The following is a 24748-nucleotide window of genomic DNA, read 5'->3' as shown; positions in this document are numbered from 1 at the left end:
CCCCGGAGGGACCTCGCGCCTGCGCATCATCGGCGGATCCGGCTCGTTCATCCCAACCAATGTACGCATCGCCGTTGCGGATTCGACCTGTGTCAGCGTCCGCGGACCGGACGCGGAAGAAGATCACTGGCTATTGTGACAGTGAGTATTGACACATAACGACCGCGGTCCTAGTGTCGGAGGTCACAGACCCGACGACGATCCGGAGGTGTCCGATGACGACGACCACGCAGGTGAGACGTGATGACGCAGGTGGGCGGGACGCGATAGCCCGCCGACTGATCAAGGGCTCGGTCAAGCGGTCGTACGCGCCGATCGTCGATCTCGATTGGGAACGCGACCCCGAGCCCGACCGCTACTTCCTGCCACCGTCGGTGCTGTCGCTGGCGGGCACCGACCTCTGGGACGGGCTGTCGACCGAACAGCGCATCGAGGTGTCCCGGCAGGAGATGGCCAACATCCTGTCCGTCGGCATCTGGTTCGAGAACCTGTTGAACCGCACCCTGTTGGCCCGGTTGATGACCGCGGACCCGGCGTCGGCCACCACGCACTACGCGTTGACCGAGATGGGCGACGAATGCCGGCACATGGTGATGTTCGGCCGGGCAATCGAGTGGGCCGGCGCGCGACCCTTCTCGATGCGGTTGTGGGAGCGGACGGTGATGGCACTACTGCCGCAGGCTCTCCGCGGCAGTTTGCTGTGGGTGGCCGCTCTCGTCGGCGAGGAGATCTTCGACGCCTTGCAGCGCGAGATGCTCGACGACCCCGAGCTGCAACCACTCATCGCGCGCCTGATGCAGGTGCACGTGGCCGAAGAGGCGCGTCACATCGGGTTCGCCCGCGACGGCATCATGCGTCGCAAGCCGGTCCGCGGGCGGTGGGAGACGTTCGTCGCGGCCAACGGTCATGCCGTCGCCGGTGTGCTCTTCCAGCGCCTGTTCACCAATCCGGCGATGTACACGCGGGCCGGACTCGACGGTCGTGCCGCCGCCCGGGCGGCCCGGGCCAACCCGACGTTCCGCGAGGCCCAGGTCCGCGGGTTCGCCTCCCTCGCAGCATTCCTCGAGGATGCTGGACTGATGAGTCGGGTCTCCCGGTACGGCTGGCGGCGGGGCGGGTTTCTCCGGTGACGGTCGATCCCACGTCGGTCGCGGTGCACGGCCACGGGCCGCTCGCGCGGGCGTTCCTGTCTCGGATCGAGAAGTCGCCGTTGATGATCGACGTCGTCGACCACGCGTCTCCCGGTGACCTGTGCGTGCGTGAGGAACAGGCGCCGGCGGGAAGCTTCCTGGGTGTCGCCGCCGCGGACCGGCCGGGCGAGCTGTTCCTGCACGACGACCGGGCCGTCGGCTACCTCGTGGATCTGATCCAGCATTTCGTGGTGACCGGCGCGAGGTCGGTGGTCGTGCGACGACCCGTCCAGATCGAATGGTCGGCCGCAGGGTCGGCACGGAAACTCCGGAAACGCTTGCGGCACTTTCATCCCGACCACTACGACTGGATCGGATCGGCCTCGATCGACGACGACGTGTTCGACGGTGACGCGCTGCTGGTGGCCGACGGCGACACGGCATCGGCGCGTCTGCGCATCACCGGTGCGATCGACCCCCTTGATGGCCGCTACCACTGGGCCGGAACGGTCTTCGGCGACGACGCGCGCCGCTGGAAGGATGAGCGGGTGGTCGGCGTGACCGTCTCCGTCGGCGGTCGGGCACCGGTCGACGCGCGCCTCGCAGAGGTCACGCCATCCGGCGCGGTGCGCGTCGTCGGCGTCGGGCAACCGCCCTATCCGTTGGATTCCCTGGTTGTTTGATGCCCGGACCGCCCGACGAGTCGGTCACCCCACCCAGCTCAGGTGATCGTGGAGCAACGCGTAGCCGACGAACGCGACGATGTCGATCAGGGCATGCGCGATCACCAGTGGCCAGACCCGTGACGTGATCTGGAAGAACCGACCGAAGACCAGACCCATGACGATGTTGCCCAGGCCTGCGCCGACGCCCTGGTAGAGGTGATACCCACCGCGCAACACCGCACTCGCGGCCAGCGAGGTGTTCTCCGACGTCCCGAGCTGACGCAGCCGGGTGATGAAGTAGGCCACCACGATGATCTCTTCCGCGGCAGCGTTGCCGATCGCGATGAGGATCAGGATCGGCCAGCGCCACCACACACCGTCGACCTCGCTGGGCACGAGGTGGGCGTTCATACCGAGGGCGCGGGCGATGGCGACCAGAGCGAGCCCGGGAAGGCCGATGAGGGCGGCGAGGCCGAGACCCACGGGGACGTCGCGGCGCGGCGACCACCGGCCCAGGCCGACGCGCTGTAGTCCGATACCGCTGCGCCACAACAGATAGATGCCGAGCGCGCCGATCGCGAACAGGCGGATCGCGCTCATCAGCTGGCGGGCGAAGTCGATCCAGTCGAGATCCGAGCGAGACGGGTTGAGCGCGACCGTGGTGTTGCCGATCCCGCCGGCCAACTGCGCCTCGATCAGCGAGAGTGCCGCCGCGATCGCGGAGAACAGGAAGGTCAGGATCCCGACGATGACCAGTTCGACGACGATCGCCCGACGTTCGGTGCGGTCGGTGACCACGTCGATCCCGGCCGGCCGCACGGGGTTGAGCACAGCTCGGACGGTCGCGCGCATGGCGGCCAGCCTACGGGGTCATGCGCGACCCGAGGTCAGTCCGGCAGGCTGTTCATGAACGGGCACCCGGCCAGATTGCGCAGCGCCTGGGAGAGTTCGTAGACGTCGGCGACGGGCCGGGGGAAGGGCATCCGGACGTCGGAGTCGCCGCCCGGGCCCTCGATGCGGAAGCGGATGCCGAAGCGGTCCAGCCCGAGGGGGCGCACCCGGCCATCGCGGAGGTTCCGCGGCAGCTTGCGTGCGAGCTGTCCGATCACGTCGGCGTGGTCGGCGTCGAGGTGGGCGATCCAGTCACCCTCGTACTCCCAGAACGGGTCGGGTGTGGCGCCGGCCAGATCGGGGGCCGACACCGATGCGGCACCGGACGCCGTTGCGATGACCGCGCTGTCGATCTGCAGGCGCAGCATCGAGTAGCCGTGGCCGATGTCGAGGAGCCCGTCGTCGGGGTGCTCGGTGACTATCTCCAGGGCCAGGTCGCGCTCGAGATTCGCCGGGACCGCGTGCAGGTGACCGTTGAGCCATATCAGCGACCGGACGCGTTCGCGCAGGTCGATGGGCGCGCAGTCGGTGACCTCGACCATGGCGGCGAGGCCCCCGTTGCTGTCGTCGGCGAGCGTCATCGCCTCGCCGTCCGTCGGGACCAGGACGAACGCCTGGGACTCGAACAGGTGGACCACGTTGACCGGGGTGGTCTCCGCGCCCTCGACGGCGAGCGTCGCACCGGTCACCCGGCGGCACGCGGTCTGGATCAGTTCGGCATCCGACGGGCGGTCGGTGACGGCGTGGGTCATGCGACTCCCTCACTCTTCAGCGGTAGTGGTCTAGGTAATGAAGGTAACCCTAACCTAAGTGCCGGCTCGGTGTACGTCAATGTTCAATTCCGTCCGGTTCGAAACCCGGATCGGGCCACCCCGGACCTCGACTAGGCTTTTGTCGTGTCTGTGTTCGCATACTTCGGGCCCTCGGGGACGTTCACCGAGATCGCCCTCGACAAGCTGATCGCGACGCGCCTGCCGCTGCAGAGCGCGCCCCGTCCGGTCGGTGCGGTGCAGAAGATCGCGGCGAACAGTCCGGCGGCGACCATCGAGATGGTGCGCACCGGTGCCGTCGACTTCGGATGCGTGCCGATCGAGAGTTCGGTGGAGGGCGCGGTCCCCGCGACCGCCGACGGCCTGGTGCCGCCCGGCACGGGTACCGACGGCCGGGTGCAGGTCTTCGCCGAGGTGGTGCTCGACGTCGCGTTCACGATCGGCGCGGCCGACCCGATCGCGGCGTCGGCCGTGCGCACCATCGCCGCGTACCCGGTTGCCGCGGCGCAGGTCCGCGAGTCGGTGGAGAAGCTCTATCCGGGAGCGCAATTCGTCACGGCGTCGTCGAATGCAGCCGCAGCCGCCGACGTCGCCGCGGGACGCGCGGATGCCGCCGTGACCACGTCGCTGGCCGCCGAGATGTCCGGTCTCGTGGTGCTCGCGGACGGTGTCGCCGACGTCGACGACGCGTACACCCGCTTCCTGTTGATCGGCCCGCCCGCCGCGCCGCCCGCCGCCACCGGTGCCGACCGGACGTCGGTGATCCTCGATCTGCCCAACGTGCCCGGCAGTCTCATGACGTCGATGGATGAATTCGCCTCGCGTGGAATCGATCTGACGCGCATCGAATCCCGCCCGCGACGAGACGTGCCGGGTTCGTACCGGTTCTTCCTCGACGCCGTCGGGCACCTCGACGACGACGCCGTCGGCGAGGCGTTGCGGGCGCTGTACCGGCGATGCGAGCGGGTGGTCTACCTCGGGTCCTGGCCGGTCGATCGCCGCAGCGGTGCGGCACCGCCGGACACCGCCGAGAGTGTCGCCTGGTTCGACGGCCTGCGACGGGGGGAGGTCCGCTAGTGGCGCGCCTCCATCTGGTCCGGCACGGCGAGACCACCTCCAATGTCATGCGCCGCCTCGACACCGCGCTTCCCGGCGCCGCTCTCACGGACTTCGGTGTGCGCCAAGGGGTCCGCTTCGCGCTGGAACACCCGATCGCCGAGCCCGCGATCCTGGTGAGCTCGCAGGCCCGCCGGGCGCAACAGACCGCGGAGCTCATGGGGTCGGTCTGGGGAGTGGAACCCGCTGTGGCCGACGGTATCCACGAGGTGCAGGTCGGCGAGCTCGAGGATCGGTTCGACGACGACGCGCACGAGGTGTTCAAGGACGTCGTCGACCGGTGGCACCGAGGTGAGCTCGAGGCACGTATCCCCGGTGGCGAATCACTGGCGATGGTCTACGACCGTTACCTGCCGGTGATCGACGAACTGAGCGGGCGTCACCTGGCCGGCGAGGACCCGCGCGATGTCTACGTGGTGAGCCACGGTGCGGCGATCCGGCTCATCGCCGCACGCCTGGCCGGCGTCGACCCGACCTTCGCCGCGAGCACCCACCTGCGCAACACCGGCAGCATCGAACTGGAGTACGTGGACGGACTGTGGCGCCTACTCCGCTGGGGTGCGGTCACCGGGCCGTTCGGTCCGCGCGTCGACGAGCCGCTGGTCACCGACCCGATGGGCTGAGCGCGGAGACTTCCAGCACCCGGTGCCGCTCAGCCCCACCCGTTGGCGTGCAGCCAGTCGTCGTCGATCCCGAAGTGGTGGGCGATCTCGTGGATGACGGTCACCGCGACCTCGTGGACGACCTCGTCGCGGCTGTTGCACATCGCGAGCAGAGGTTCCCGGTAGACGGTGATGGTGTCCGGGAGGAAGCCCCCGTACTCGTGGTCACGCATGGTGAGCGCGACACCGTGGTAGAGCCCGAGGATGCCCGGCTCCTCCGGATGATGCGGTTCCACCAGGATCACCACATTCGACATGTTGTCGGTCAGCTCGGAGGGGATGGTGTCGAGCGCGTCGGACACCAGCCCGTCGAACTCGTCGTCGGACATGCGGACCGGCATCACATCACCCGGCCGGGGCCGGCTCTTCGGCGGGATTGGGTGCGATGCCCGGGGGCAGCGGCACCGGCGTCGGCAACGCCCGCCCGGGTGGCGCCTGCGGTGGCGGGACGGGCAGCTTGCCGTTGATCAGCAGGGTCGACCGTGCGTCGCCGACCAACGTGGCGAAGCCACCGCCGTCGGGCAGACCCAGGTAGCAGACCGCGGTCCGGCTGCCGGCCAGCCAACTCGGCTCCGAGAGGACCGACCACTGCACATTGAGGGTGGTGGCGTCGAGCTTCGGTTTGCCACCGAGGAAGCGCGTCGCCTGCACCGGGCAGATCGAGCGCAGGTAGTCGTTCTGCGCCGCGACGCCGGGCCACGGCTTGCCCGACAGCCGGTCGCCGAAGCGCGGCGCGAGGACGACGGTCCCGGTGGTCTGGAACGCGTGGGCCTCGGTGCAGTTCACCGGGGTGGTCGGCTGCTTGGTGGCCCGGTCGATGCCGATGCAGGTGCCGGGCGGCCACTGGAACGACTGGTCCTGGTCGGCGACGCGTCCGACGAACTGCTCGGGGGCGCCGTCCTTGCCGGTCTGCTGGAGGCCGCAGCGCAGCTCACGTGCCCCTTTGTCCCATTGGACCTGCGACGGGTACATCATGCCGACGGAGAATCGGCCCTGCGGATCGAGGCGGCCGTCGAGGTAGCCGTCGACGATCACCGGGCATTGCTCGTCGCGGATGGCGGTGAATCGTTCGGTCCCGGGCCACTGCGCGGATTCGCCGAACTCGGAGCCGGGGAGGAGCGCGGTGTCGAGCGGTCCCGCGACCTCGAACCGGTGCTTCTGGTCGCACGTCACCTTGGTCGGGTTGCCGGGGTCGCCGGCCGCCCAATCGAGGCAGTCGCCGGCGACGGATTCGGTGAAGGCGTTCTCGGCGAGGCGTTCACCTTCGCCGATGTTGGTGCCCCCGACGCTGCCGCTGTCGTTGAAGACACCCATGGCCAGCGCGATCGCACCTGCCACGATCGCACCGATGACGACCGCGGAGAGCACCACGCGCACCGGGTTGGCGAGCAACGATCGCTTCCAGCCACCGCTGGCCGGTGGTTCGTCGTCGCGATGTGGGTCGTCGGCGTCGTCCACTCCGGCGTCGGCGGGCAGAGTGACCCAGCGATCGTCGTCGGGAGTGGTGTCGTCCTCGGCGTTCATCGGGATCCATCATGCCTGTTGCCGGTGGGTTGGAGTACCGGGGTGCGCCACCTCGTGTCGGATCGGCCGGCTCCGGTGGCGGCGCGCATACACTCGCGGCGGTGAACGTCCCCGACGAGAACCCCGTCCCCGATGACGTCGGGGAACTGGCCGGACGGCTCTTCGACATGGCCCGCGCGGGTGACGTCGGGAGCCTGCGTGCCTACCTCGACGCCGGCGTGCCGGTGGATCTGCGCAATCAGGCCGGCGACACGTTACTCATGTTGGCCGCCTATCACGGGTCGGCACCGTCGGTGTCCGCGCTGCTCGACCACGGCGCCGATGCGAACCTCGCCAACGACAAGGGGCAGACCCCACTCGCCGGGGCGGTGTTCAAGGGGCACGACGACGTCGTCGACGCGCTGGTGCGGGGCGGAGCCGACCCGCATGCCGGTACGCCGTCGGCAGATGACGCCGCGCGGATGTTCGGGCGGGAGGACTACCGGCGATTATGGCCGGCGCCGGGAGCGTAGCGAGCGGGCCGAATGTGGCCGGCGCCGGGAGCGTAGCGAGCGGGCCGAATGTGGCCGTCGCCGGGAGCGGAGCGGGCGGGCCGGTAGGGTTTCACACGTGATCGACCTCAAGATTCTTCGTGAGAACCCCGACCTCGTGCGCGCGTCGCAGCGGACCCGAGGTGAGGATCCCGGCCTGGTCGACGCGCTGCTCGACGCCGACGCCGCGCGACGGGCCGCGATCGTCGAGGCGGATGCGCTGCGTTCCGAGCAGAAGACGCTCGGCAAGCAGGTCGGCAAGGCGCAGGGTGACGAGAAGACTGCGCTGCTGGCCAAGGGCAAGGAACTCGCCGAGCAGGTGAAGGCGGCAGTCGCTCGACAGTCCGCCGCCGACGACGCCGCGTCGTCCGCGCAGCGCGCGATCTCCAATCTGGTCGAGGAGGGCGCACCCGCGGGCGGCGAGGACGACTTCGTCATCCTCGATCACATCGGCGAGCCGCGTCGGATCGACGACCCGAAGGATCATCTCGAACTCGGTGAGTCGCTCGGCCTGATCGACATGGAGCGCGGCGCCAAGGTCTCGGGCTCGCGTTTCTACTTCCTCACCGGACAGGGCGCGCTGCTGCAGCTGGGATTGCTGAACATGGCCGCGCAGAAGGCCGTCGCGAACGGCTTCACCCTGATGATCCCGCCCGTGCTGGTCCGTCCGGAGATCATGGGCGGCACCGGTTTCCTCGGTGCGCACGCCGACGAGGTCTATCACCTGGCCGACGACGACCTGTATCTGGTGGGTACCTCGGAGGTGCCGATGGCGGGGTATCACTCGGACGAGATCATCGACCTCTCAGACGGTCCGAAGCGGTACGCCGGGTGGTCGAGTTGCTTCCGGCGCGAGGCCGGCAGCTATGGCAAGGACACCCGCGGCATCATCCGCGTCCATCAGTTCGACAAGGTCGAGGGCTTCATCTACTGCAAACCCGAGGACGCGGCAGCCGAGCACCAGAAGCTGCTCGGCTGGGAGAAGGACATGTTGGCGGCGATCGACGTGCCGTACCGCGTGATCGATGTGGCGGGCGGCGATCTCGGATCGTCGGCGGCACGCAAGTTCGACTGTGAGGCATGGGTTCCCACGCAGAACACCTATCGGGAACTCACGTCGACGTCGAACTGCACGACGTTCCAGGCGCGTCGGCTCTCCATCCGTTATCGCGACGAGAACGGCAAGCCGCAGATCGCTGCGACGCTGAACGGCACGCTCGCGACCACCCGTTGGATCGTGGCGATCCTGGAGAACCACCAGCAGCCGGACGGTTCGGTGAAGCTCCCGCCGGAGCTGGCGCGGTTCGTCGGCACCGACGTCCTCAGCCCCCACTGATCCGACGCCATGACCACCGGCATCATCATCGCGGTGATCGGCTCCTTCGCCTTTGCCGCGGCAGCGGTGTTGCAGGCGCTGGGAGCCGATCAGGTGGCGCAGCGCGCTGCGGTCCGGGAGGAACGCCGGAAATCGTCGAAATCCCATCCGTCGCTGCGGTCCACGGTTGCGACCATGCTGACCGTCCCGTTCCTCGTCGGCTTCGTGTTCGACATCATCGGCTTCGTCTCGACCATCATGTCGGCGCGGCTGATCCCACTGTTCTTGTCGCAGACCATCATCTCGGCCCGGCTGGTGGCCACGGCGCTGCTGGCGATGGTCGTGCTGCACGTCCGGCTGACGATGCGCGACTGGATCGCCGGCACGGTCGTCATCGCGTCGCTGGTCTTGCTGGCGGTGTCGGCGGGGCGTGAGGGCGTGGACGACGACCGCTGGATGCACTGGGCCGTGTTGGTGGCCGGCCCGCTGCTGTTCGGCCTGGGCATCGTGGTGATGCGGGTGATGCACAAGCACCTCGCCGCTGCCGTCGGGCTGATCGCGGGCGCGGTCTTCGGCGTGATGGCCGTGGCGTCGCGGATTCTCGACGGTCTCGACCCGTTCTCGGCCGGCGCGCTGTTCACCGATCCGGCGCTGTATGCCCTGTTGTTCAGCGGGATCGGCGGCTTTTACCTGTTCACTGTCGCGCTGCAGACCGGCTCGGTCAACGGTGCGGCGGCGGCACTCGTCGTCGGGCAGACGGTGCTGCCGGGGGCGGTGGGCATCATCTTCCTCGGCGACGTGACGCGCGCCGGGTGGGGGCCCGTCGCGATCGTCGCGTTCGCCGCAGCCGTGCTGGGTGGTGTGGTGCTGGCATCGTCCACCGCGGTCACCGCGGTGGAGTCCGCCGACGCCACCAATCTGCCACGCGGGTATGGGCATCCGCCGCGGGAGATCGATCGGCGAAAGGCCGAGAGGCAGCTGTGACCGCGTCCGGTCTCAGTCCGTGACCGTGATCTCCGCACCCGGAACCGCATTGTCGACGACACGCCGGTAGGACTCGGCGAGCAGCGATCTGAGTACCGCCCGGTCGGTGGCATCGACGTCGCCGAGGTAGAGGCAGCCACGACCGGTCTGGTGCGGACCGAGTGTCGCGAGGTCGCCGGTGTGCGCGTCGATGCCGTCGAGCAGGTAGACGGTGGTCGCCTTCTTGCGTGCGGCGAAGGCGAGGATCGGTGAATCTCCTTCGGTACCCGTCGGATACCGGTAATGGCACGCGCCGAAACCGACGATCGACCCCCACAGCACAGGTTCGCGACCGGTGATCTCCCGAAGTATCGCCGTCATGGTCTCGGCATCGCGCCGCCGTTGCTCCGGGCTCGTCTTGGCGAGGAACTCGTCGACGTCGCCTGCGGTGGGTTTCATGACGCCTCCATGACTCGGGTGCTGCACAGAACGTGCCCCAGGCTATCGCGGCGGGTGATACTGATCCGATGATCATCGGGATCGTCGCCGCGGTTGTCGCGGCTCTGGCCTACGGCACCGCGACGGTCCTGCAGGCCCGGGGTGCACAAAGCGTCGCCGAGCCGCCGCCCACCGACGGCGCGACGAGTCACGCACCGAGCATGCGGTCGACGCTCGCGGCGATGGTGACCGTCTCGTTCCTCGTCGGGATGGTGCTCGACGGCGTGGGCTTCGCCGGCAACCTGGTGGCGGCCCGACTCCTCCCGCTGTTCCTGGCGCAGCCGATCGTGAGCGCCAATCTCGTCGTGACCGCCGTGCTGGCGGCGATCATCCTGCACGTCAGACTGCGGATGCGGGACCGGATCGCCATCGGGGTGGTGGTGGTCGCGCTCGTGGTACTTGGGTTCGCATCGGCGACCGAGGGCCACGGCCATGACGGCGCGTGGCTGCACTGGACCGTGTTGATCCTGGGCGTCGTACTCATCGCGGGCGGGCTCGTGCTGGTGCAGCTGCTCGGTGCGCGGATCGCCGTGGTGGCCGGCCTGCTCGCCGGCACGATCTTCGGTGTCATGGCGATCGCCGTGCGGATCACCCACGGCATCGACCCGTTCTCGGTGGGCGACATCCTCGCCGATCCCGCCGCGTATGCCGTCGTCCTGTGTGGTGTCGGCGGCTTCTACCTGTTCACCGTGGCGCTGCAGACGGGATCCGTCAACGGCGCGGCCGCTGCGCTGGTGGTCGGCGAGACGGTGGTGCCGGGGGTGGCGGGCATCCTTCTGCTCGGTGACGCGACCCGCGACGGTTGGGGGCCGATCGCGGTGATCGCGTTCATCGCCGCGGTGGTGGGGGCGGTTGTGGTGGCGTCGTCGCCGGCGGTGCCGCAAGGCTGAGGTGATCCGCGGTGAGGGCCGGTGCTGCCGTCGGGGTCCGTCACCGGAGCGATAGTCGGATCGGATCCGCATACCGCTCCGGTGACCCCCAGACCGACACGCGTCTTGACGAACAAGCAGCGCACCGTGGTGACCAGCGCATACCGGTCAATGTGAGAACCAGGCGTTCCACATTGCGCCGAAGGTAGCACGCTCCCCGCACGCAGGCAACGCGATGGACCGCTCTGGATGCGCCCGGGCGGTGAAGACTCGGTGAACGATCAGTCGTCTGTGCCGGACCCCGACGACCGACTCGCCGCCAGCGACAGGATGATCGCCACGAGCATGTCGACCACGGTGTCCCGATCCGGGCGGCGGGTGCTGCTGGCCCAGAGGTGACCTGCCTCGGTCATCGCCCCGATGAATGCGGCGGCCTCGTAGTCGAAACCGAACTCCGAGCCGGACAGGTCGGCGAACTCGTCGGCGGCCGAGGAGAAGAACGCGGTCCATTCGCCACGGCTCTGCACGCGGTGGCTCTCCACCCGTGCGCTCACGCCGCCGACCTCGATGAACGCGATCCGCATGCGCCGCGGGTCGGTGGCCACGGAATCGAAGAACGCGGTCACCGCGGGACGGGTGCGGTCCTCGATCCGCGGTTCGGGCACGTCGACGTCGAAGAAGGCGGCCAGTACCGCCATCCGTGCCTCCGCGTGGATCATGTCGTAGACCGCTATCAGCAGATCCTCGCGACCTTCGAACAACTCGTAGAACTGTCGGCGGGACAGTCCCGCCTCGGCGCAGATCGCCGAGACGGTGCCGCCGGCGTAACCCTGTGTGCCGAACACCTCGAGTCCGGCCGCCATGAAGCGTTCTCGGCGTTCGGCCTGACGTTCGGCGACGGAACGTCCACCATAGGAGCGTTGTGGCACGGCGTTATCTCGTTGTCCGGGATTCGATCTCGTGGTTGTCAGGTGTCGATTCGCTGGGCCCGCAGTTCGTGGCCCTTCGATGTCAGGCATCGGCCGGTCGGCAGATCCCATTGCCATCCATGCAGATTGCAGGTCAGCTTCTCGCCCTCGATGACGCCGAACTTGGAGAGGTCGGCCTTCAGGTGAGGGCATCGACGCTGGAGTTCCCAGCCGTCCTTGGTGATCGACGCCGAATCGTCGTGCGCTTCGGCGAACCAACCGTCCGCGTAGGCGATCCGCTCGTCGGTGAGGCACTTGAAGAACGTGTAGAGGAACTCGTTGTAGCCGCCGATCCGCCACGTGGTGAACCGCGTGGACAGGAAGATGGTGTTCACCCAGTCCGGCTCGCCGTCGCGCAGCACGGTCCGGACCAGTTCCGGGGCGATCCGGAAACCGTAGCGGTACTTGCCCTCTCCCTCTTTGGGTTCGCGAACGATGCGGTTGGGGAAGTCGAGCACGACGGTCTGGTCGCCCATCACCAGGCCTACGGGATAGCCGATGCCGTCGCAGATGAGGTCGGATTGCGCCATGATCGGCTCGAACACCTGGCGCAGCGGCTCCAGCAGAGGTTCGCCGTCGTCGGCGGCCCAGGTGGCCTTCTCGGCGGCGATCACCGGCGCGAACTTCTCCTTCATCCGCTCCAGATAGGCCCGCTTGTTCTCCCCGAACACCTCGTGCGGTGCATAGGGATGGGAGACCTCGTTGAGCGTCGGGCCGGTGAAGTCGGCGACCGAACCGGACACCATCATCAGACCGCGGTGGCGTTCACCGTCGTCGGTGCCGTGAATCCGCATCTGCTCCAGGAAGGTCTCCTGATCCGGGAAGATCGAGGTGACATCTGCGTTTTCACCGGAGCCGAAGTCGTTGAGCCCGAACAGATCGTCGTCGAGGAACATCGGCGGGCCGGCCGACGGCACCACCCAGGTCGCACCGACCTGTTCGATGTACGAGCGCGCCCGATCCATGCCCCGCTGGCGTTTCTGTGCGGCGAAGTTGGCCTTCGACTTGCGCGGGATGTCATAGACCATCGGGTACCAGATGGCACCCGAGTACTGCAGCAGATGGACGTCGACGTGTCCGAACGCCTCGCCGATGACATCGAGGTCGATCGGCCGGGCGTCGTTCATGTTGAAGCAGGTCGTCTCGCCGTCGGAGACGATGAGCCCGCTGTCGCCGATCGGTCCATCGGCAGGGGCCCGCAACGCGATGATCATCACGTCCAGCGACCCCTTCTCGTTGGTCACCGTGGTCTTGACCGAGTCGGTGGTCTCGACGAAGCGATGGAATCCGAGCTTTTCCAACTCGCGCCGCAGGTCGGGCACCGGGTAGTCGGGGAGTAGGACGGTGGCGTCCTTGTTGATGTTCTCCCGCAGATTGCGCTCGTCGAAATGATCGCGGTGCAGGTGCGACACGTAGAGGTAGTCGCAGTCGCCGAGGGCCTTCCAGTCCAGCTCGGAGTTGTCGGGGAACGGCACCCACGACGCGAAGTAGGCCGGATTGACCCAGGGGTCGCAGAGGATGGAACCGGCGCTGGTCTGGATGTGGAAGCCGGCATGTCCGACGCTGGTGATCTGCACGGATGGCCTTTCCTGGGCAGTGCTGGGCTGGGCGCGGGTCGCGCTGTCGATCTACCAATCTATCGACCACCCGCCGATGATGTCGTGGGCCATCGGTCCCGGAGGTCAGAACTGGCCGAAACACGCGGCGATCCGATCGTGCAGTGGGCGGTCCGGCTCCGGTCAGGGGCGGCTCGCCGCGCGGTCCCGGTCCTCGTAAGCTCTCTGACATGGAACCCGTCTACGACACCGTGATCGGTACCGCCCGCCTGTTGTGGCTGGCAGAGGGCCTCAAGTTCGAGGTGTCGGGCGTCGAGCACGTGCCCGACCACGGCGCGGGCGTGGTGGCCATCAACCACACCGGCTACCTCGACTTCACCTACGCCGGCATCCCGGCCTTCCTCAAGAAGCGCAAGGTCCGGTTCATGGCGAAGAAAGAGGTCTTCGACAGCAAGGTCTCCGGTCCCATCATGCGAGCGCTGAAACACATCCCGGTGGATCGGGCGAGTGGGGCACAGAGCTATCAGGATGCGGTCGAGTACCTCAAGCGTGGCGAACTCGTCGGGGTCTACCCCGAGGCGACCATCAGCCGGAGCTTCGAACTGAAGGAGTTCAAGTCGGGTGCGGCGCGGATGGCACTGGAGTCCGGTGCGCCGATCGTGCCGACGGTGATCTGGGGTGCCCAGCGGGTGTGGACCAAGGGCCATCCGAAACGACTCGGGCGGACCGGCTACAAGATCATGATCGGCGTGGCCGAGCCGATCGAACCCGTCGGCGACGCCGACGCGATCACCGCCAAGCTGCACAAGGTGATGAGCGAGAAGCTCCTCGAGCTCCAGGACGCCTACGGTGAGCACCCGAAGGGTGAGTTCTGGGTCCCCGCGCGGCTGGGCGGATCGGCCCCGACGCTGGACGAGGCCAACAAGATGGACGCCGAAGAGCAGGCGGCGAAGGCAGCCAGGCGAGCGGAGCGCGAGGCCGGCGGCGAGGCATCCTGACGCGCGATGTGCGACTGTCGGTCGGAGCTGCCCGGTTAGGCTTGGCGGTATGGAACCGGTCTACCGGACGCTCGAGATCATTGCGCACGGCCTGGTCCGTGCGCAGGGACTGGACCTGCGGTTCGCGGGTCTCGAGAACATCCCGGACACCGGCGGCGCGGTGCTGACCGTCAACCACACCGCCTACACCGACTTCCTGCCGGCCGCGCTCGGGATCTATCAGGCGGGCCGTCGCACCCGGTACATGATCAAGTCCGAGGTGATGGACATCGCGATCATGCGCTTCCTGGTCAACCACACGAAGACCGTCCCGGTGGATCGGTCGATGGGGTCGGAGGCGTATCAGGCGGCGGTGTCGCGGCTGCGTGAGGGCGAGATCGTCGCGGTGTATCCGGAGGCCACCATCAGTCGCAGCTTCGAACTCAAGGAGTTCAAGACCGGTGCAGTCCGGATGGCGGCCGAGGCGCGCGTCCCCATCGTCCCGTCGGTGGTGTGGGGCGCGCAGCGGCAGTGGACCAAGACCGCGCCCGGCAACCGCCGGATGGGGCGTGCCCGCATCCCGGTGTCGGTGCGCTACGGCACGCCGTTCTCGGTGGGGACCGACGAGAACGCGGAGGCGGCGACGGCCCGCCTGCGCGACACCATGACCACCCTCCTGCACGAGGTGCAGGAGTCGTACGGACCGCATCCCGCCGGCGCCTTCTGGGTACCGGCGCGGTTGGGCGGGTCCGCACCGACGCCAGAGGAGGCGCACGTGATCGAGGATGCCGAAGCCGCCGAGAAGGCCGCAGCCCGCGCGCAGAGAGCGCAGGAAGGGCGTTGAGCGCGCCCGAAGGCCAGCAAAACAATTCCAGTGCAACCGATTTCGGTCCCCCAACGCTGATCGCCAGCGACGTCGACGGCACCCTCATCGATGACGAGAACCGGGTGTCACGCCGTACCATCGACGTCATCGGTGCCGCGCTGGGCGCCGGGTCGGAGTTCGTCCTCGCCACCGGCCGCCCGCCGCGCTGGATCGCCGAGATCACCGACCAGTTCGAGGGCACGCCGGCACGGGTGCGGTACGCGGTCTGCGCGAACGGCGCCATCCTCTACGACGTCGAGCACGACCGCGTGTTGTCTGCGGCGACTTTGGATCCCGACATCCTGGAGAAGCTCGTCGAGCGCGCCTACAGCCAGATCCCGGGATGCGGGATCGCCGCCGAACGCGCCGGACGGTCGGCACACGACGCCGCGACGCTGCCGTTCGTCGCCACCGCCGGTTACCGGCACGCCTGGCTCAACCCGGATCACATCGAGGTCGGCGACGACGACGTGTACGCCGAGCCCGCCGTCAAACTCCTTGTCCGGCAGCCGGATATGCGCAGCGATGAGATGGCCGCCCGGCTCAGGGACGCGGTCGGGGGACTCGCGCAGATCACCTTCTCCACCGACAACGGGCTGATCGAACTGTCGATGCCCGATACGCACAAGGCCGCCGGTCTCGCGGAGCTCGTCGGACTGGTCGGGCTGTCGGCGGACGCGACCGTCGCGTTCGGCGACATGCCCAACGACGTCGAGATGCTCACCTGGGCGGACCACGGTGTCGCGATGTCGCACGGGCACCCGGCCGCCCTGGCCGCCGCCGACGAGATCACCGTCGGCAACAACGAGCACGGTGTGGCGCGGGTGTTGGAGCGGTGGTTCGGGTAGGGCCGAACCGAACTCTGACAACGGGAGTTCCGTGTTACGGCGGGGCCCGGATCTCAGGGCGCGGCGGCCACCGGGGCAGGCGCAGCGGGTGCCGGGGCCGGAGGTGCCGGTGAGGCCGGCGGCGGCTCCGACGGAGCCGCGCCCCCGACCATCGCCCGGATCGGTGCCAGCGCGGCGTACCCGAGTTCGCCGGGGCAGCTGGTGTTGTTGTAGTCGCGGTGCCCGCTGATCGTCGGCAGACTGGTCATCGCGCCGGCGGGGAACTTGCTGTCGGAGAACGGTTCCGCAGTCAGCTGGGAGACACTTGCGGGATTCACCCCGGCCTTGCCGAGCCGCCAGCGGAGGAACCTCGCGACGGCGGAGACCATCGGGGTGGTCGGCGCCACCTGGTCGAGGTTGCCGATCATCGACACCCCGACGGTCGACTTGTTGAACCCGCCGGTGTGCGTGCCCTCGACGTTACGGTCGAGTCCGCCGAACGCCCCTTCGAAGATCTGCCCGTACTTGTCGACCAGCACGTGGTAGCCGATGTCGCACCAGTTCAGTGTGCGGGCGTGATAGGCGTAGATGCCGCGCACGATCTCGGCCGACTGTTCCGGGGTGTAGTCGTTGCTGCCCGCGGTGTGGTGCACGATCGCGGCGCGCGTCGTCGGCGAGTAGGTCGGCTGCGAACACCGCACCGATTCGTCGGCACCCCATTGAGCGCGTGCCACCACCGAGGGGCCACCGAGCAGCGGCGTCAGCAATGACGAGCCCAGCGACAGAAGGCTTTCCGGACTGATCAGCGTCGCCTTCACCGCGGACATCGCGGTGGTCAGCAGGGTCTTGATCACCGTGCTCGCGGTACCGATGCCGAGTTCGGCGAGACCGCCGCCCTGCGGTTCGGCGGCCGGGATGGCCAGGCCGTCGTCGGTCATCGCGACCTGGACCTCCGTGGCGTCACCCACCCACACCGGTTCCGTGCCCATCGGGTGCTCGCGGGTGACGGGTCGCCCGCTGTCCACCGGCTCCAGCTCGATCCACTCGCCCCAATTGCCGTCCTTCTTCTTGGCGCGCAACAGCATCGATGCGTCGACCGCCTGATCCCAGGTGAACGCCACCATCTTCAGCGGGGTGTCGCGGACGAGGTGCTTGACCGCGGCTCCGACCGGACGTCCATCGGCCATCCGCGGAGCAGCCTCCGGCTTCCCCGTGTCGGCCGGTGCCGCACCGTCCCCGGCCGCCGGTTGTGGCCCCGACGGTTCCTCGAGGTCCGGGACGTCGGGCAGTCCGAACGTGTTGGGGTCGATCTCGGGCAACCGGACCCCGGCGGCGGACAGGCCCGATTCTGCGACGTCGACGACCGCCGTCGCCAGATCGGCGAGCCCCACCTGATCGATCGAGGTGGCGGGCAGGTCGCGATGCCGATCGGTGGACCTGGGATCGGAACCCGCGAGCACGACGGCGAACGGGGTCGCGATGATCGATGCGGCGACGGCGGCGAGGACGAGTGACGGCCTGGGGCGATGGCTGGGGCGAAGTCGGCGCATGGTTCGCCATCGTGGTGGGTCGACGACGTCCGGAGCCACGCCGCGCGCCGAGACGCGGTAACTCGTGATGCGGTTGTTATCTAGTGAGGCCTGTGTGATGAGTGTGATTCCGGTCTGCGGTCACCTTAGTGCGCGTCCTGATCCGCCTTCGTCAGGATCACGTACTGCGCGGAGATCTGCTTGTGGGCGTCATCCGGCCGGTCAGAGCTGACCGAGCCGACGTACCGGCCCTTCTGGACGATGCAGAAGTAGCGGACACCGTTGCGGGAGATGGTCTGGCACTTGGCGTTGGGGAGCCCGGCCGGGCTCGCCACGTCGGACCATCCCTTGCTGCGGTTCGATGCCAGGAACGTGTCGACGATCGACGTGGCACCCTCGGGCGTCTCGGCGCGGTAGACGGTGGACCGTTCGACCGCGTTGGCGGTGGACCCCACCTTGGTGAGGACGCTGTAGTCGGTGACGGGGTCGGAACTCATGTGCGCGATCCCGCGCGGACCGTAGACGGCGCGGACGCTGGCCCCGGGAACGAACTTCTTCGCGTCGCGCATCTCCTCGTCGGTGTACGGCAGCGCATAGATCAGCACGTGGTTCTGGTCGATGACCGGCAGGCTGCGACCCGGGATGCCGCGAGCCGCTGCCTCCGCCTTGGTGGGGGTGGCGGGGAACTGGTCGATGAGTGTGGTCTGCAATCCGATCGCCTTGCGGATCGTCGGCTCGAGTTCGGCCTGCTTCTCCGGTGGGGTCTTGAGCCACTGATACAGCACGTAGTTGTTGTGCGCGGTGAACGCGATCATCTTCGGACTGCCACCCTCATCGCTGCGGAGGACCAGGGTGTCCGGCAGGCCCGGCAGCGTCGTGCGCGTGGTGCCCGGGCCGACCATTGCCGCGGCCATCTGTTCGGCTGCGGCTTTCGCATCGGCCGGGGTCAGGTAGCGGACCACCATGTTGTTGATCGAGCTCTGGTCGCGGGCGGACTGGGTCGACGCCGTCGTCACGAATCCGCCGACCAGTGCTTTGTTCGCCGGCACGGTTGCCGGCCGATCGCTGAGGACGCCCTTCAGATTGTTCTGGCCGGTGATCACCATGGTCGGCATCTTGGTGTTCGTCAGATCGGGGTCGATCTCGAACGGCACGACGATGAACTGGGCCATTCGCTGACCCTCGATCTGCAGGATGTCGTCCTGGGTGGCCGTGCCGAACGCCGGTCGCGGGCTGGTCGGGTAGTTGCCGGTGTCGAGCGCGGCCACGTCGACCGAGGGGTCGGCGGCCGACGACGATCCGGCCGCGCCGGCGGCGTCGACGCTGGTCGCCTCACCGTTCGTGGTGCATCCTGCGATCACGGCTGCTGCTGCGGCGATTCCCATCCAGCGCACTGCCGGCTGCCAACTCTTCATCTGACCGTCTTCCCCTCTCGCCTGCCCCGGGAGCGGGCTCGGTGCCCCGGGCGCCGGACACCGTGCCGACGTGGATTGGATGCTGCGGTCGCCCGGAAAAGTTCCCGGGTCGCCGAGCCGTCTGGTTCAGGCGCTCGACCTGCACGTTAGTGCACCGGCGGCCGGAATGGTCCGTGTCGTCCGGCCGGACGACGCCGCGCGCGGCCCCCGGTACTGTGAGGGACTTGTTGCTGCACACCGACGGTGATCCGTGTTCTGCTGAGGTCCGAGACAGTCGACCTCGGGGAATGGCAGCTGGAGAATTGCAGCTGGGGAATTGCAGCAGGGGAATGGCAGCAGCGAAATGGCATCTGGGAAATGGCACTGATGGAGTGGCACTGATGGAGTGGCGCTGATGGGTGAGACACCTGCGTCGCAGGGGGTGGCGTCGGGCCGTGCGCCCGACGATGGGGCCGCCCGCGTGGTCGACGGGTCGGTCAAGGTGCTGCGCGCGTACCAGATGGACGCACTCGCCGACGTCGCGCTCGACAAGCTGAACCGGGTCGAACAGCCGCGCACCGTTGTGGTCGTCGGCGAGGTGCAGCGCGGCAAGAGTTCACTGGTCAACGCGCTCATCGGGCAGCGGGATCTGTGCCCGGCGGGCGTCGATGTCACCTCGTCGGTCTCCGTCGGGGTCACCCCCGACCCCACCCTCGAGGCCGACAGCACCGCCGAGCTCTATTTCCCGTCGGGCGCGCGCCCGGTGCCGTCCGCGGACCTCGCCGAGTGGGTGACCATCGGCGGTGCGATGGTGCGCGATCCTCAGGTCGACGAACTCCCGACGGCTGCGGCGATCGCGGTACGCGAGGGGCGCATGTCCGACGTGACCCTCGTCGACACCCCTGGGGTCGGTGGCCTCGACGTCGGATTGGCCACGCGCGCGGCCCAGTCCGCGCAGCAGGCGTGTGTACTGGTCCTCGTCTGTGATGCGTCGAGCCCCATCACGGCACCCGAGATGGCGTTCGTGCGGGAGTCCGCGGCAACGGTCGACTCGGTGGTCGTCGCGGTCACCAAGACCGACAAGAACCTTCGACGATGGCGCGAGATCGTGGCCGAGGACGAACGCCTCCTGGCGGAGCAGTTGCGGCGTCCGGTGACAGTGATCGGGGTGTCGAGCCTGCTCGCGGTGATGGCCGCCGAATCCGCGGACCCCGCGATCCGTGACCGGCTGGAGAGCGAGAGCGGCATCGGTGCCCTCCGCGCGGAGATCGACCGGCGACTCGACGCCGCGTCGACCCTGCCCCACGTCGACGCCGTGCGCACCTGCCTGGAAGGACTGCGGGTGGTGCGCGGACGGGTGACCCGTGAACTCGCGGCAGTGGAGGCGGGTGCGCGGGCGCTGCCGGACCTGACCGCCGACATGGAGCGGCTGACCGAGCTGCAGGAGCAGTCGCGGCAGTGGGAGCAGTACCTCGCGCGCGACCTGACCCTGCTGCGGCAGTCGGCGATCGACGACCTGGAGCGACGTCTCGACGACGTGCGTGACAAGTGGACGACCTTCATCAATACCCACGGCATGGAGGTGCTGCGGCGCAGCGCGCAGAAGTTCACCGCCGACATGCAGACCGACCTCCAGCTCGCCATGGCCGAGACGCTCTCGGGGTTCCTGCAGCGACTGCACGACACGATCATCGAACCGCGGTTCCGCGACGACCCCACCGTGTGGGAGGAGCTGAGCTCGCGGATCGTCGCGTCGATGCAGGACAAGAAGATCGAGACGCATCAGGTGGGCAGCAAGCGGCACGGCCTGCTCGACCCGACGCTGCTGACCATGGGCGTGATCGGGTCGTCGACGCTGGGCGGGTTGCTCGGGTTGTCGGCGCTGATGGGTGTGGGTGTCGTCGTCGGAACCGCCTGGGTCGGGATCAATCTCAGCTTCCGGGCGATCCGCGCCGGGAAGTCGAACCTGCTCACGTGGTTGCGCGAGACGATCGCCACCACCAAGGCCGCGACCGGTCGACTCGTGGAAAGTGCGGTCGCCCAATCGCGCCCGGAGATCGTCATCCGCTATCGCGAGTACCTGCGCACCAACATCGACACCCTGCAGAAGACGATCGGCGAAGTGCAGAAGGCGGCATCGGCCGACGCCGCGGCGCGCGAGAAGTCGACGCAGCGGTTGACCACGAATCTGGAGATCGTCGACAAGCGGATCGTCGCCGCGGAACGGCTCCTGGCGGGCGGCCGGCCGTGACCACTCCACCGAACGTCGATCCGGTGCACGCCGTTCTCGACCGCGGCCTGCACCAATTGGCCGGTCTCGGTGGGGATCTCATCGCCCACGCCAACTCGATCGGCACCATCTTGTGGTCGCCGCCGCGGGTGGTGATCGTCGGGCGCCTCAAGGCGGGGAAGTCGACGCTGGTGAACGCGCTCATCGGTGCGCCGGTGGCCGAGACCGCGGCGCTGGAGGCCACGAACGTGGTCACCGTCTATCAGGACGGGTCGCCGTCGCGCGCCGAGGTCGTCGGGGTCGACGGGCGCCGGCACCCGGTGGCCGTGCATCCGCACGAGTCGATCCGGCTGCCGCTGGAGACCCCCGACATCGCGTTCGTGGACCGCTGGCTGCCGTCGACCGCATTGCGGCAACGGACCCTGATCGACACCCCCGGCCTGTCGACGCTGACCGTAGCCAACGATTCGGCGACTCGCCGGGCGATGATCGGGGCGAGCGGAGCGACGGGGAATGTGATCGGGGCGAGCGGAGCGACGGGGAACGTGACCGGAGCGACGGGAAACTCCACCGATGGTTTCGAGCAGACGCGTGCGGCATCGGTCGACGCCGACGCCGCGGTGTTCCTTTTCGATGCCGCCCCGCGCGCCGACGAGGTCGAGTTCATCTCCCAGCTGCCGTTCACGCCGCTGACCATGCTGGGGGTGCTCTCCCGCGCCGACTCCTTCGGCGAGGGCGCACTCGGCCGGCGTGACCCGTTGACGCATGCGGCGGAGCACGCCACCACCATGGCCACCCACCTCAACGAGACGGTCGACACGGTGGTGCCGATCTCGGGACTGATGGCCCAGACAAGTCATACGGGGGCCCTGACCGAACAACTCGCCGCGGCGCTCGCCGGGCTGCGGGGACTGTCGCGGCTCGACGTCGTCCGCGTCTTCGACAACGATGACGCCGCCGCCGAAGCGATCCTCCCCCGCCCGCTGCGGATCCGCCTGCTGGAGCTGCTCGGCGAATACGGGGTGCTCAACGGCCGGCACATCGCCGCCGGCGGTGCGGCGGCGCTCAACGCTTGGCTCGCCGACCGGTCCGGCATCGGTGGGCTCTACCGTGAGCTCGATGCGTCGATGGCGCGTTTCGCGATCCTGCATCGGGCGCACCGCATCCTGGCGCGGCTCGACCAGCTCTCGTATCGCCATCCCGCGCGTGATCACATCCGGGCGCTCACGGCGCAGATGCGGTCCGCACCGGAATTGAATCCGGTGATCGCCCTCGAGGACTATCAGCGGATGCTGCGGACCGATCCGCACGCCGCGGTCACCGCCGAACTGCACACGATCCTGACCGCGACGTCGCCGGCAGGGCGGGTCGGACTCCCGTCCGACGCGCCCAGACATGCGGTGACCGCCGAGGCGCACCGACGACTCGCCGTCGCGCAGCAACGATCCCTGGCAACCGCGTCGGCCGCCGAGGACGCGGCGCTGATCACGCTCATCCGCACCTACACCCCGTTGACCACCGGATAGCCGCGCAGCGAGATCGCGCAGAGGAGCAGAGGATTCCCCACCCATGTCATCGCCCGCCTGGACTCTTGCCATCGATTTCGGGACCTCCAACAGCGCCGCCGCGCATTCGGGGGCGACCAGCGGCGGCATCGAGACCCTGTCGCTGTCGCACACCAGCAACCTGATGCCGTCGTCGGTGTTCGTCGCGGCACCGGACCGCATCATCGTCGGCGACGCCGCGGTCAATCACGCCCAGCAGAACCCGGCGGGATTCGTCTCGTCCCCGAAGCGTCTGATCGGGGGCAACCCGACCACCACGGTGAACGGGTTCACGATGCCCACCCATTCGCTCGTCGCCGCGGTGATGGGGGCGATCATCCAGCGTGGCAAGGCCGCCCACGCCGGGGTCCCGCCTACCCAGGTGGTGCTCACGCACCCGGAGGCGTGGGCGCCGCAACAGATCCGCATCCTGATCGATGCGGCGTCGGTCGCGGGCGTCCACCCTTCCCGCATCACCACCATCTCCGAGCCCCGCGCGGCAGCAGCGCACTACTCCCGTTCGCACGCACTGCAACCCGGCGCCCGCATCGCCGTGTTCGACTTCGGTGGCGGCACCCTCGATATCGCCGTGCTGTCGGTGTCCGCGCAGAACACCTTCCAGGTGATCGCCGCACGCGGCAACAACGGGCTCGGCGGCAAGAACCTCGATGCCCTCGTGCAGCGCTGGGTGGAGGCCAGACTCGAGGAGCGCGACCCGGGCCTCGTCGCCTGGCTGCGACGGCAGGCGCCGATGGATGTGGTGCAGTCCCTGCAGGATTCGATCCGGCGCGGCAAGGAGTTGCTGTCCGAGGCGCCTTCGGCGACCATCACGGTCCCGACCCCCTCGGGGCGTATCCCGCTGCAGATCACCCGTGACGAGTTCGACGAACTGATCGCACCGGCCGTCGTCGAGGCCATGCAACTCACCACGGCAACGCTGCTCGACGTCGGCATCACGAATGCGCGGCAGCTGACCGCCCTCTACCTGACCGGCGGATCGTCGCGCATCCCGCTGATCCAGCAGAAGCTGGGCGAACTCGGGCCGGTTGCCACCCTTGATGACCCCAAGACCGTTGTCGCGCAGGGTGCTCTGCTCGTCGCTCGGACCGAGTCCGCGCCATCGACGGCCGAGCGCGCCGCGATACCGGGCGCCGGTGACCTCATGCCGTCGTGGCACGGCCAGGGCTCGCAGACCCCGGGGCGTGGCCAACCCACCGCGCCGCGTGAGCCGCAGTCGGGCCCGCCCGCGTACGGCGGCCCGGTCGCCGCACCGGAGTTCGCACAACCGCCGGGCGCCGCCGGGGGAGGCGGGCGACGGTGGGGGCGCATCGCCGCCGCCGTGGTGGCGGTGGTCGCCGTTGTCGGGATCGCGGCAGGGGCCGTGGCGCTGATGAACCGTGACGACGGCTCGCCCGACGCCGAACCGACCGCCGGTGCCACGAGCTCCGCACCGGCGGAGACCGGCAAGGACGGCGGCATGATCGTCACCGACAAGGACCAGGTCATCGCCACCATGCCGGTGCAGCTGCAGAACTCGGTGACCCAGTGCCGTAACGCCGGTGAGAAGACGAACGGTGCGCTCGAGGTGATCTGCGGTTTCACCGATGACGGCCCGCTCGCCGACCTGGGCACCGAAGGCGCGATGAACTACTTCATCAGCGCGCACGTCGACGCGAACGAGGCGAAGTCGAACATCCTCAACATCCGCGACGGCGTCTACTCCGCCGGCGAGGGCACGCTCGTCGAGGATGCCGCGCGGCAGGCCGCCGGGGAGATCTCGTCGCAATCCGGCACCGCCGACGGCGACTACAAGATCAGCTATGCCAACCAGTCGACCGGGATGGTGATCACCGTGTTCGGCATCAAGTCCATCGACGACGGCAAGGCGTTCCTGACCCGGTCCGGACTGATTTCCTGACGATCCG

Annotated in this window: 23 protein-coding genes; 14 read left to right on the top strand and 9 right to left on the bottom strand. The window is 68.6% G+C overall.

The window, feature by feature from the left end:
* Window positions 1-215: 215 nt before the first annotated feature.
* A complete protein-coding gene (locus D7316_RS17215; protein ID WP_124709340.1) occupies window positions 216-1130 on the top strand; it encodes an AurF N-oxygenase family protein in 915 nt (304 codons plus the stop codon).
* Entirely contained in the window at window positions 1127-1813 is a 687-nt protein-coding gene (locus D7316_RS17210) for a DUF4873 domain-containing protein (protein ID WP_124709339.1), read from the top strand. The genes D7316_RS17215 and D7316_RS17210 overlap by 4 nt, the downstream gene beginning before the upstream one ends.
* A 24-nt stretch (window positions 1814-1837) precedes the next feature.
* On the opposite strand, the gene D7316_RS17205 is transcribed toward D7316_RS17210, so the two are convergent.
* Both D7316_RS17205 and D7316_RS17200 read right to left on the bottom strand, forming a co-directional pair.
* Complete coding sequence (locus tag D7316_RS17205; RefSeq protein WP_124709338.1) at window positions 1838-2647, bottom strand: CPBP family intramembrane glutamic endopeptidase; 810 nt, start codon at window positions 2645-2647, stop codon at window positions 1838-1840.
* Between the two features lie 35 nt (window positions 2648-2682).
* The gene (locus tag D7316_RS17200; protein WP_124709337.1) at window positions 2683-3438 is read right to left on the bottom strand and encodes a DUF2470 domain-containing protein; all 756 of its coding nucleotides are present in this window, start codon (window positions 3436-3438) and stop codon (window positions 2683-2685) included.
* Between the two features lie 144 nt (window positions 3439-3582).
* Between D7316_RS17200 and pheA the strand changes: the two genes are divergently transcribed.
* Together pheA and D7316_RS17190 are read left to right on the top strand one after the other, a co-directional pair.
* Entirely contained in the window at window positions 3583-4533 is a 951-nt protein-coding gene (gene pheA / locus D7316_RS17195) for a prephenate dehydratase (protein ID WP_124709336.1), read from the top strand.
* On the top strand, window positions 4533-5195 hold the full coding sequence (locus D7316_RS17190) for a histidine phosphatase family protein (RefSeq protein ID WP_124709335.1): 663 nt from the start codon (window positions 4533-4535) through the stop codon (window positions 5193-5195). Before pheA ends, D7316_RS17190 begins: the two co-directional genes overlap by 1 nt.
* A 29-nt stretch (window positions 5196-5224) precedes the next feature.
* On the opposite strand, the gene D7316_RS17185 is transcribed toward D7316_RS17190, so the two are convergent.
* Together D7316_RS17185 and D7316_RS17180 are read right to left on the bottom strand one after the other, a co-directional pair.
* Window positions 5225-5575, bottom strand: a complete 351-nt coding sequence (locus tag D7316_RS17185) for a metallopeptidase family protein (protein ID WP_124709334.1) — start codon at window positions 5573-5575, stop codon at window positions 5225-5227.
* Window positions 5576-5579: 4 nt separating this feature from the next.
* A complete protein-coding gene (locus tag D7316_RS17180) occupies window positions 5580-6758 on the bottom strand; it encodes a septum formation family protein (protein ID WP_124709333.1) in 1179 nt (392 codons plus the stop codon).
* A 167-nt stretch (window positions 6759-6925) separates the two neighbouring features.
* Here D7316_RS17180 and D7316_RS17175 point away from each other — a divergent pair, with 167 nt between their 5' ends.
* From D7316_RS17175 to D7316_RS17165, 3 genes are all read left to right on the top strand, one after another.
* Entirely contained in the window at window positions 6926-7270 is a 345-nt protein-coding gene (locus tag D7316_RS17175) for an ankyrin repeat domain-containing protein (protein ID WP_232017196.1), read from the top strand.
* A 97-nt stretch (window positions 7271-7367) separates the two neighbouring features.
* Complete coding sequence (gene serS / locus D7316_RS17170; RefSeq protein WP_124709331.1) at window positions 7368-8624, top strand: serine--tRNA ligase; 1257 nt, start codon at window positions 7368-7370, stop codon at window positions 8622-8624.
* A 9-nt stretch (window positions 8625-8633) separates the two neighbouring features.
* Complete coding sequence (locus D7316_RS17165) at window positions 8634-9587, top strand: EamA/RhaT family transporter (RefSeq protein WP_124709330.1); 954 nt, start codon at window positions 8634-8636, stop codon at window positions 9585-9587.
* A gap of 12 nt (window positions 9588-9599) precedes the next feature.
* Here D7316_RS17165 and D7316_RS17160 read toward each other — a convergent pair whose 3' ends face one another.
* Window positions 9600-10025, bottom strand: a complete 426-nt coding sequence (locus D7316_RS17160; RefSeq protein ID WP_124709329.1) for a DUF1801 domain-containing protein — start codon at window positions 10023-10025, stop codon at window positions 9600-9602.
* Window positions 10026-10093: 68 nt separating this feature from the next.
* On the opposite strand from D7316_RS17160, the gene D7316_RS17155 reads away from it, so the two are divergent.
* Entirely contained in the window at window positions 10094-10954 is an 861-nt protein-coding gene (locus D7316_RS17155) for a hypothetical protein (RefSeq protein WP_124709328.1), read from the top strand.
* A gap of 260 nt (window positions 10955-11214) precedes the next feature.
* Here D7316_RS17155 and D7316_RS17150 read toward each other — a convergent pair whose 3' ends face one another.
* The gene (locus tag D7316_RS17150) at window positions 11215-11862 is read right to left on the bottom strand and encodes a TetR/AcrR family transcriptional regulator (RefSeq protein ID WP_232016946.1); all 648 of its coding nucleotides are present in this window, start codon (window positions 11860-11862) and stop codon (window positions 11215-11217) included.
* A gap of 38 nt (window positions 11863-11900) precedes the next feature.
* Window positions 11901-13478 (bottom strand): Rieske 2Fe-2S domain-containing protein, encoded by a 1578-nt coding sequence (locus D7316_RS17145; RefSeq protein WP_124709326.1) that lies wholly within the window; start codon window positions 13476-13478, stop codon window positions 11901-11903.
* A 209-nt stretch (window positions 13479-13687) separates the two neighbouring features.
* Here D7316_RS17145 and D7316_RS17140 point away from each other — a divergent pair, with 209 nt between their 5' ends.
* From D7316_RS17140 to D7316_RS17130, 3 genes are read left to right on the top strand one after another with little or no spacing between them, the layout of a single operon-like run.
* Complete coding sequence (locus D7316_RS17140) at window positions 13688-14455, top strand: lysophospholipid acyltransferase family protein (RefSeq protein ID WP_124709325.1); 768 nt, start codon at window positions 13688-13690, stop codon at window positions 14453-14455.
* Window positions 14456-14504: 49 nt separating this feature from the next.
* On the top strand, window positions 14505-15278 hold the full coding sequence (locus D7316_RS17135; protein ID WP_124709324.1) for a lysophospholipid acyltransferase family protein: 774 nt from the start codon (window positions 14505-14507) through the stop codon (window positions 15276-15278).
* Window positions 15275-16147 (top strand): HAD family hydrolase, encoded by an 873-nt coding sequence (locus tag D7316_RS17130; protein ID WP_124709323.1) that lies wholly within the window; start codon window positions 15275-15277, stop codon window positions 16145-16147. The genes D7316_RS17135 and D7316_RS17130 overlap by 4 nt, the downstream gene beginning before the upstream one ends.
* A gap of 53 nt (window positions 16148-16200) precedes the next feature.
* Here D7316_RS17130 and D7316_RS17125 read toward each other — a convergent pair whose 3' ends face one another.
* Window positions 16201-17676 carry a peptidoglycan recognition protein family protein gene (locus tag D7316_RS17125; protein ID WP_124709322.1) on the bottom strand — a complete coding sequence of 492 codons (1476 nt, stop codon included), beginning with the start codon at window positions 17674-17676 and terminating at the stop codon, window positions 16201-16203.
* Between the two features lie 125 nt (window positions 17677-17801).
* The gene (locus tag D7316_RS17120; RefSeq protein ID WP_124709321.1) at window positions 17802-19070 is read right to left on the bottom strand and encodes a DUF7373 family lipoprotein; all 1269 of its coding nucleotides are present in this window, start codon (window positions 19068-19070) and stop codon (window positions 17802-17804) included.
* Between the two features lie 394 nt (window positions 19071-19464).
* Between D7316_RS17120 and D7316_RS17115 the strand changes: the two genes are divergently transcribed.
* Genes D7316_RS17115 through D7316_RS17105 form a run of 3 tightly spaced genes read left to right on the top strand, consistent with a single transcriptional unit; the run spans window position 19465 to window position 24741 of the window.
* The gene (locus D7316_RS17115; protein ID WP_124709320.1) at window positions 19465-21300 is read left to right on the top strand and encodes a dynamin family protein; all 1836 of its coding nucleotides are present in this window, start codon (window positions 19465-19467) and stop codon (window positions 21298-21300) included.
* Complete coding sequence (locus tag D7316_RS17110) at window positions 21297-22805, top strand: dynamin family protein (RefSeq protein WP_232016945.1); 1509 nt, start codon at window positions 21297-21299, stop codon at window positions 22803-22805. Before D7316_RS17115 ends, D7316_RS17110 begins: the two co-directional genes overlap by 4 nt.
* A gap of 43 nt (window positions 22806-22848) precedes the next feature.
* Entirely contained in the window at window positions 22849-24741 is a 1893-nt protein-coding gene (locus tag D7316_RS17105; protein ID WP_124709319.1) for an Hsp70 family protein, read from the top strand.
* Window positions 24742-24748: the final 7 nt, after the last annotated feature.

Source organism: Gordonia insulae (assembly GCF_003855095.1).
GTDB lineage: Bacteria > Actinomycetota > Actinomycetes > Mycobacteriales > Mycobacteriaceae > Gordonia > Gordonia insulae.
Note: the sequence above shows the minus strand (reverse complement) of the source record. Positions and strands in the feature narration are given on the sequence as shown.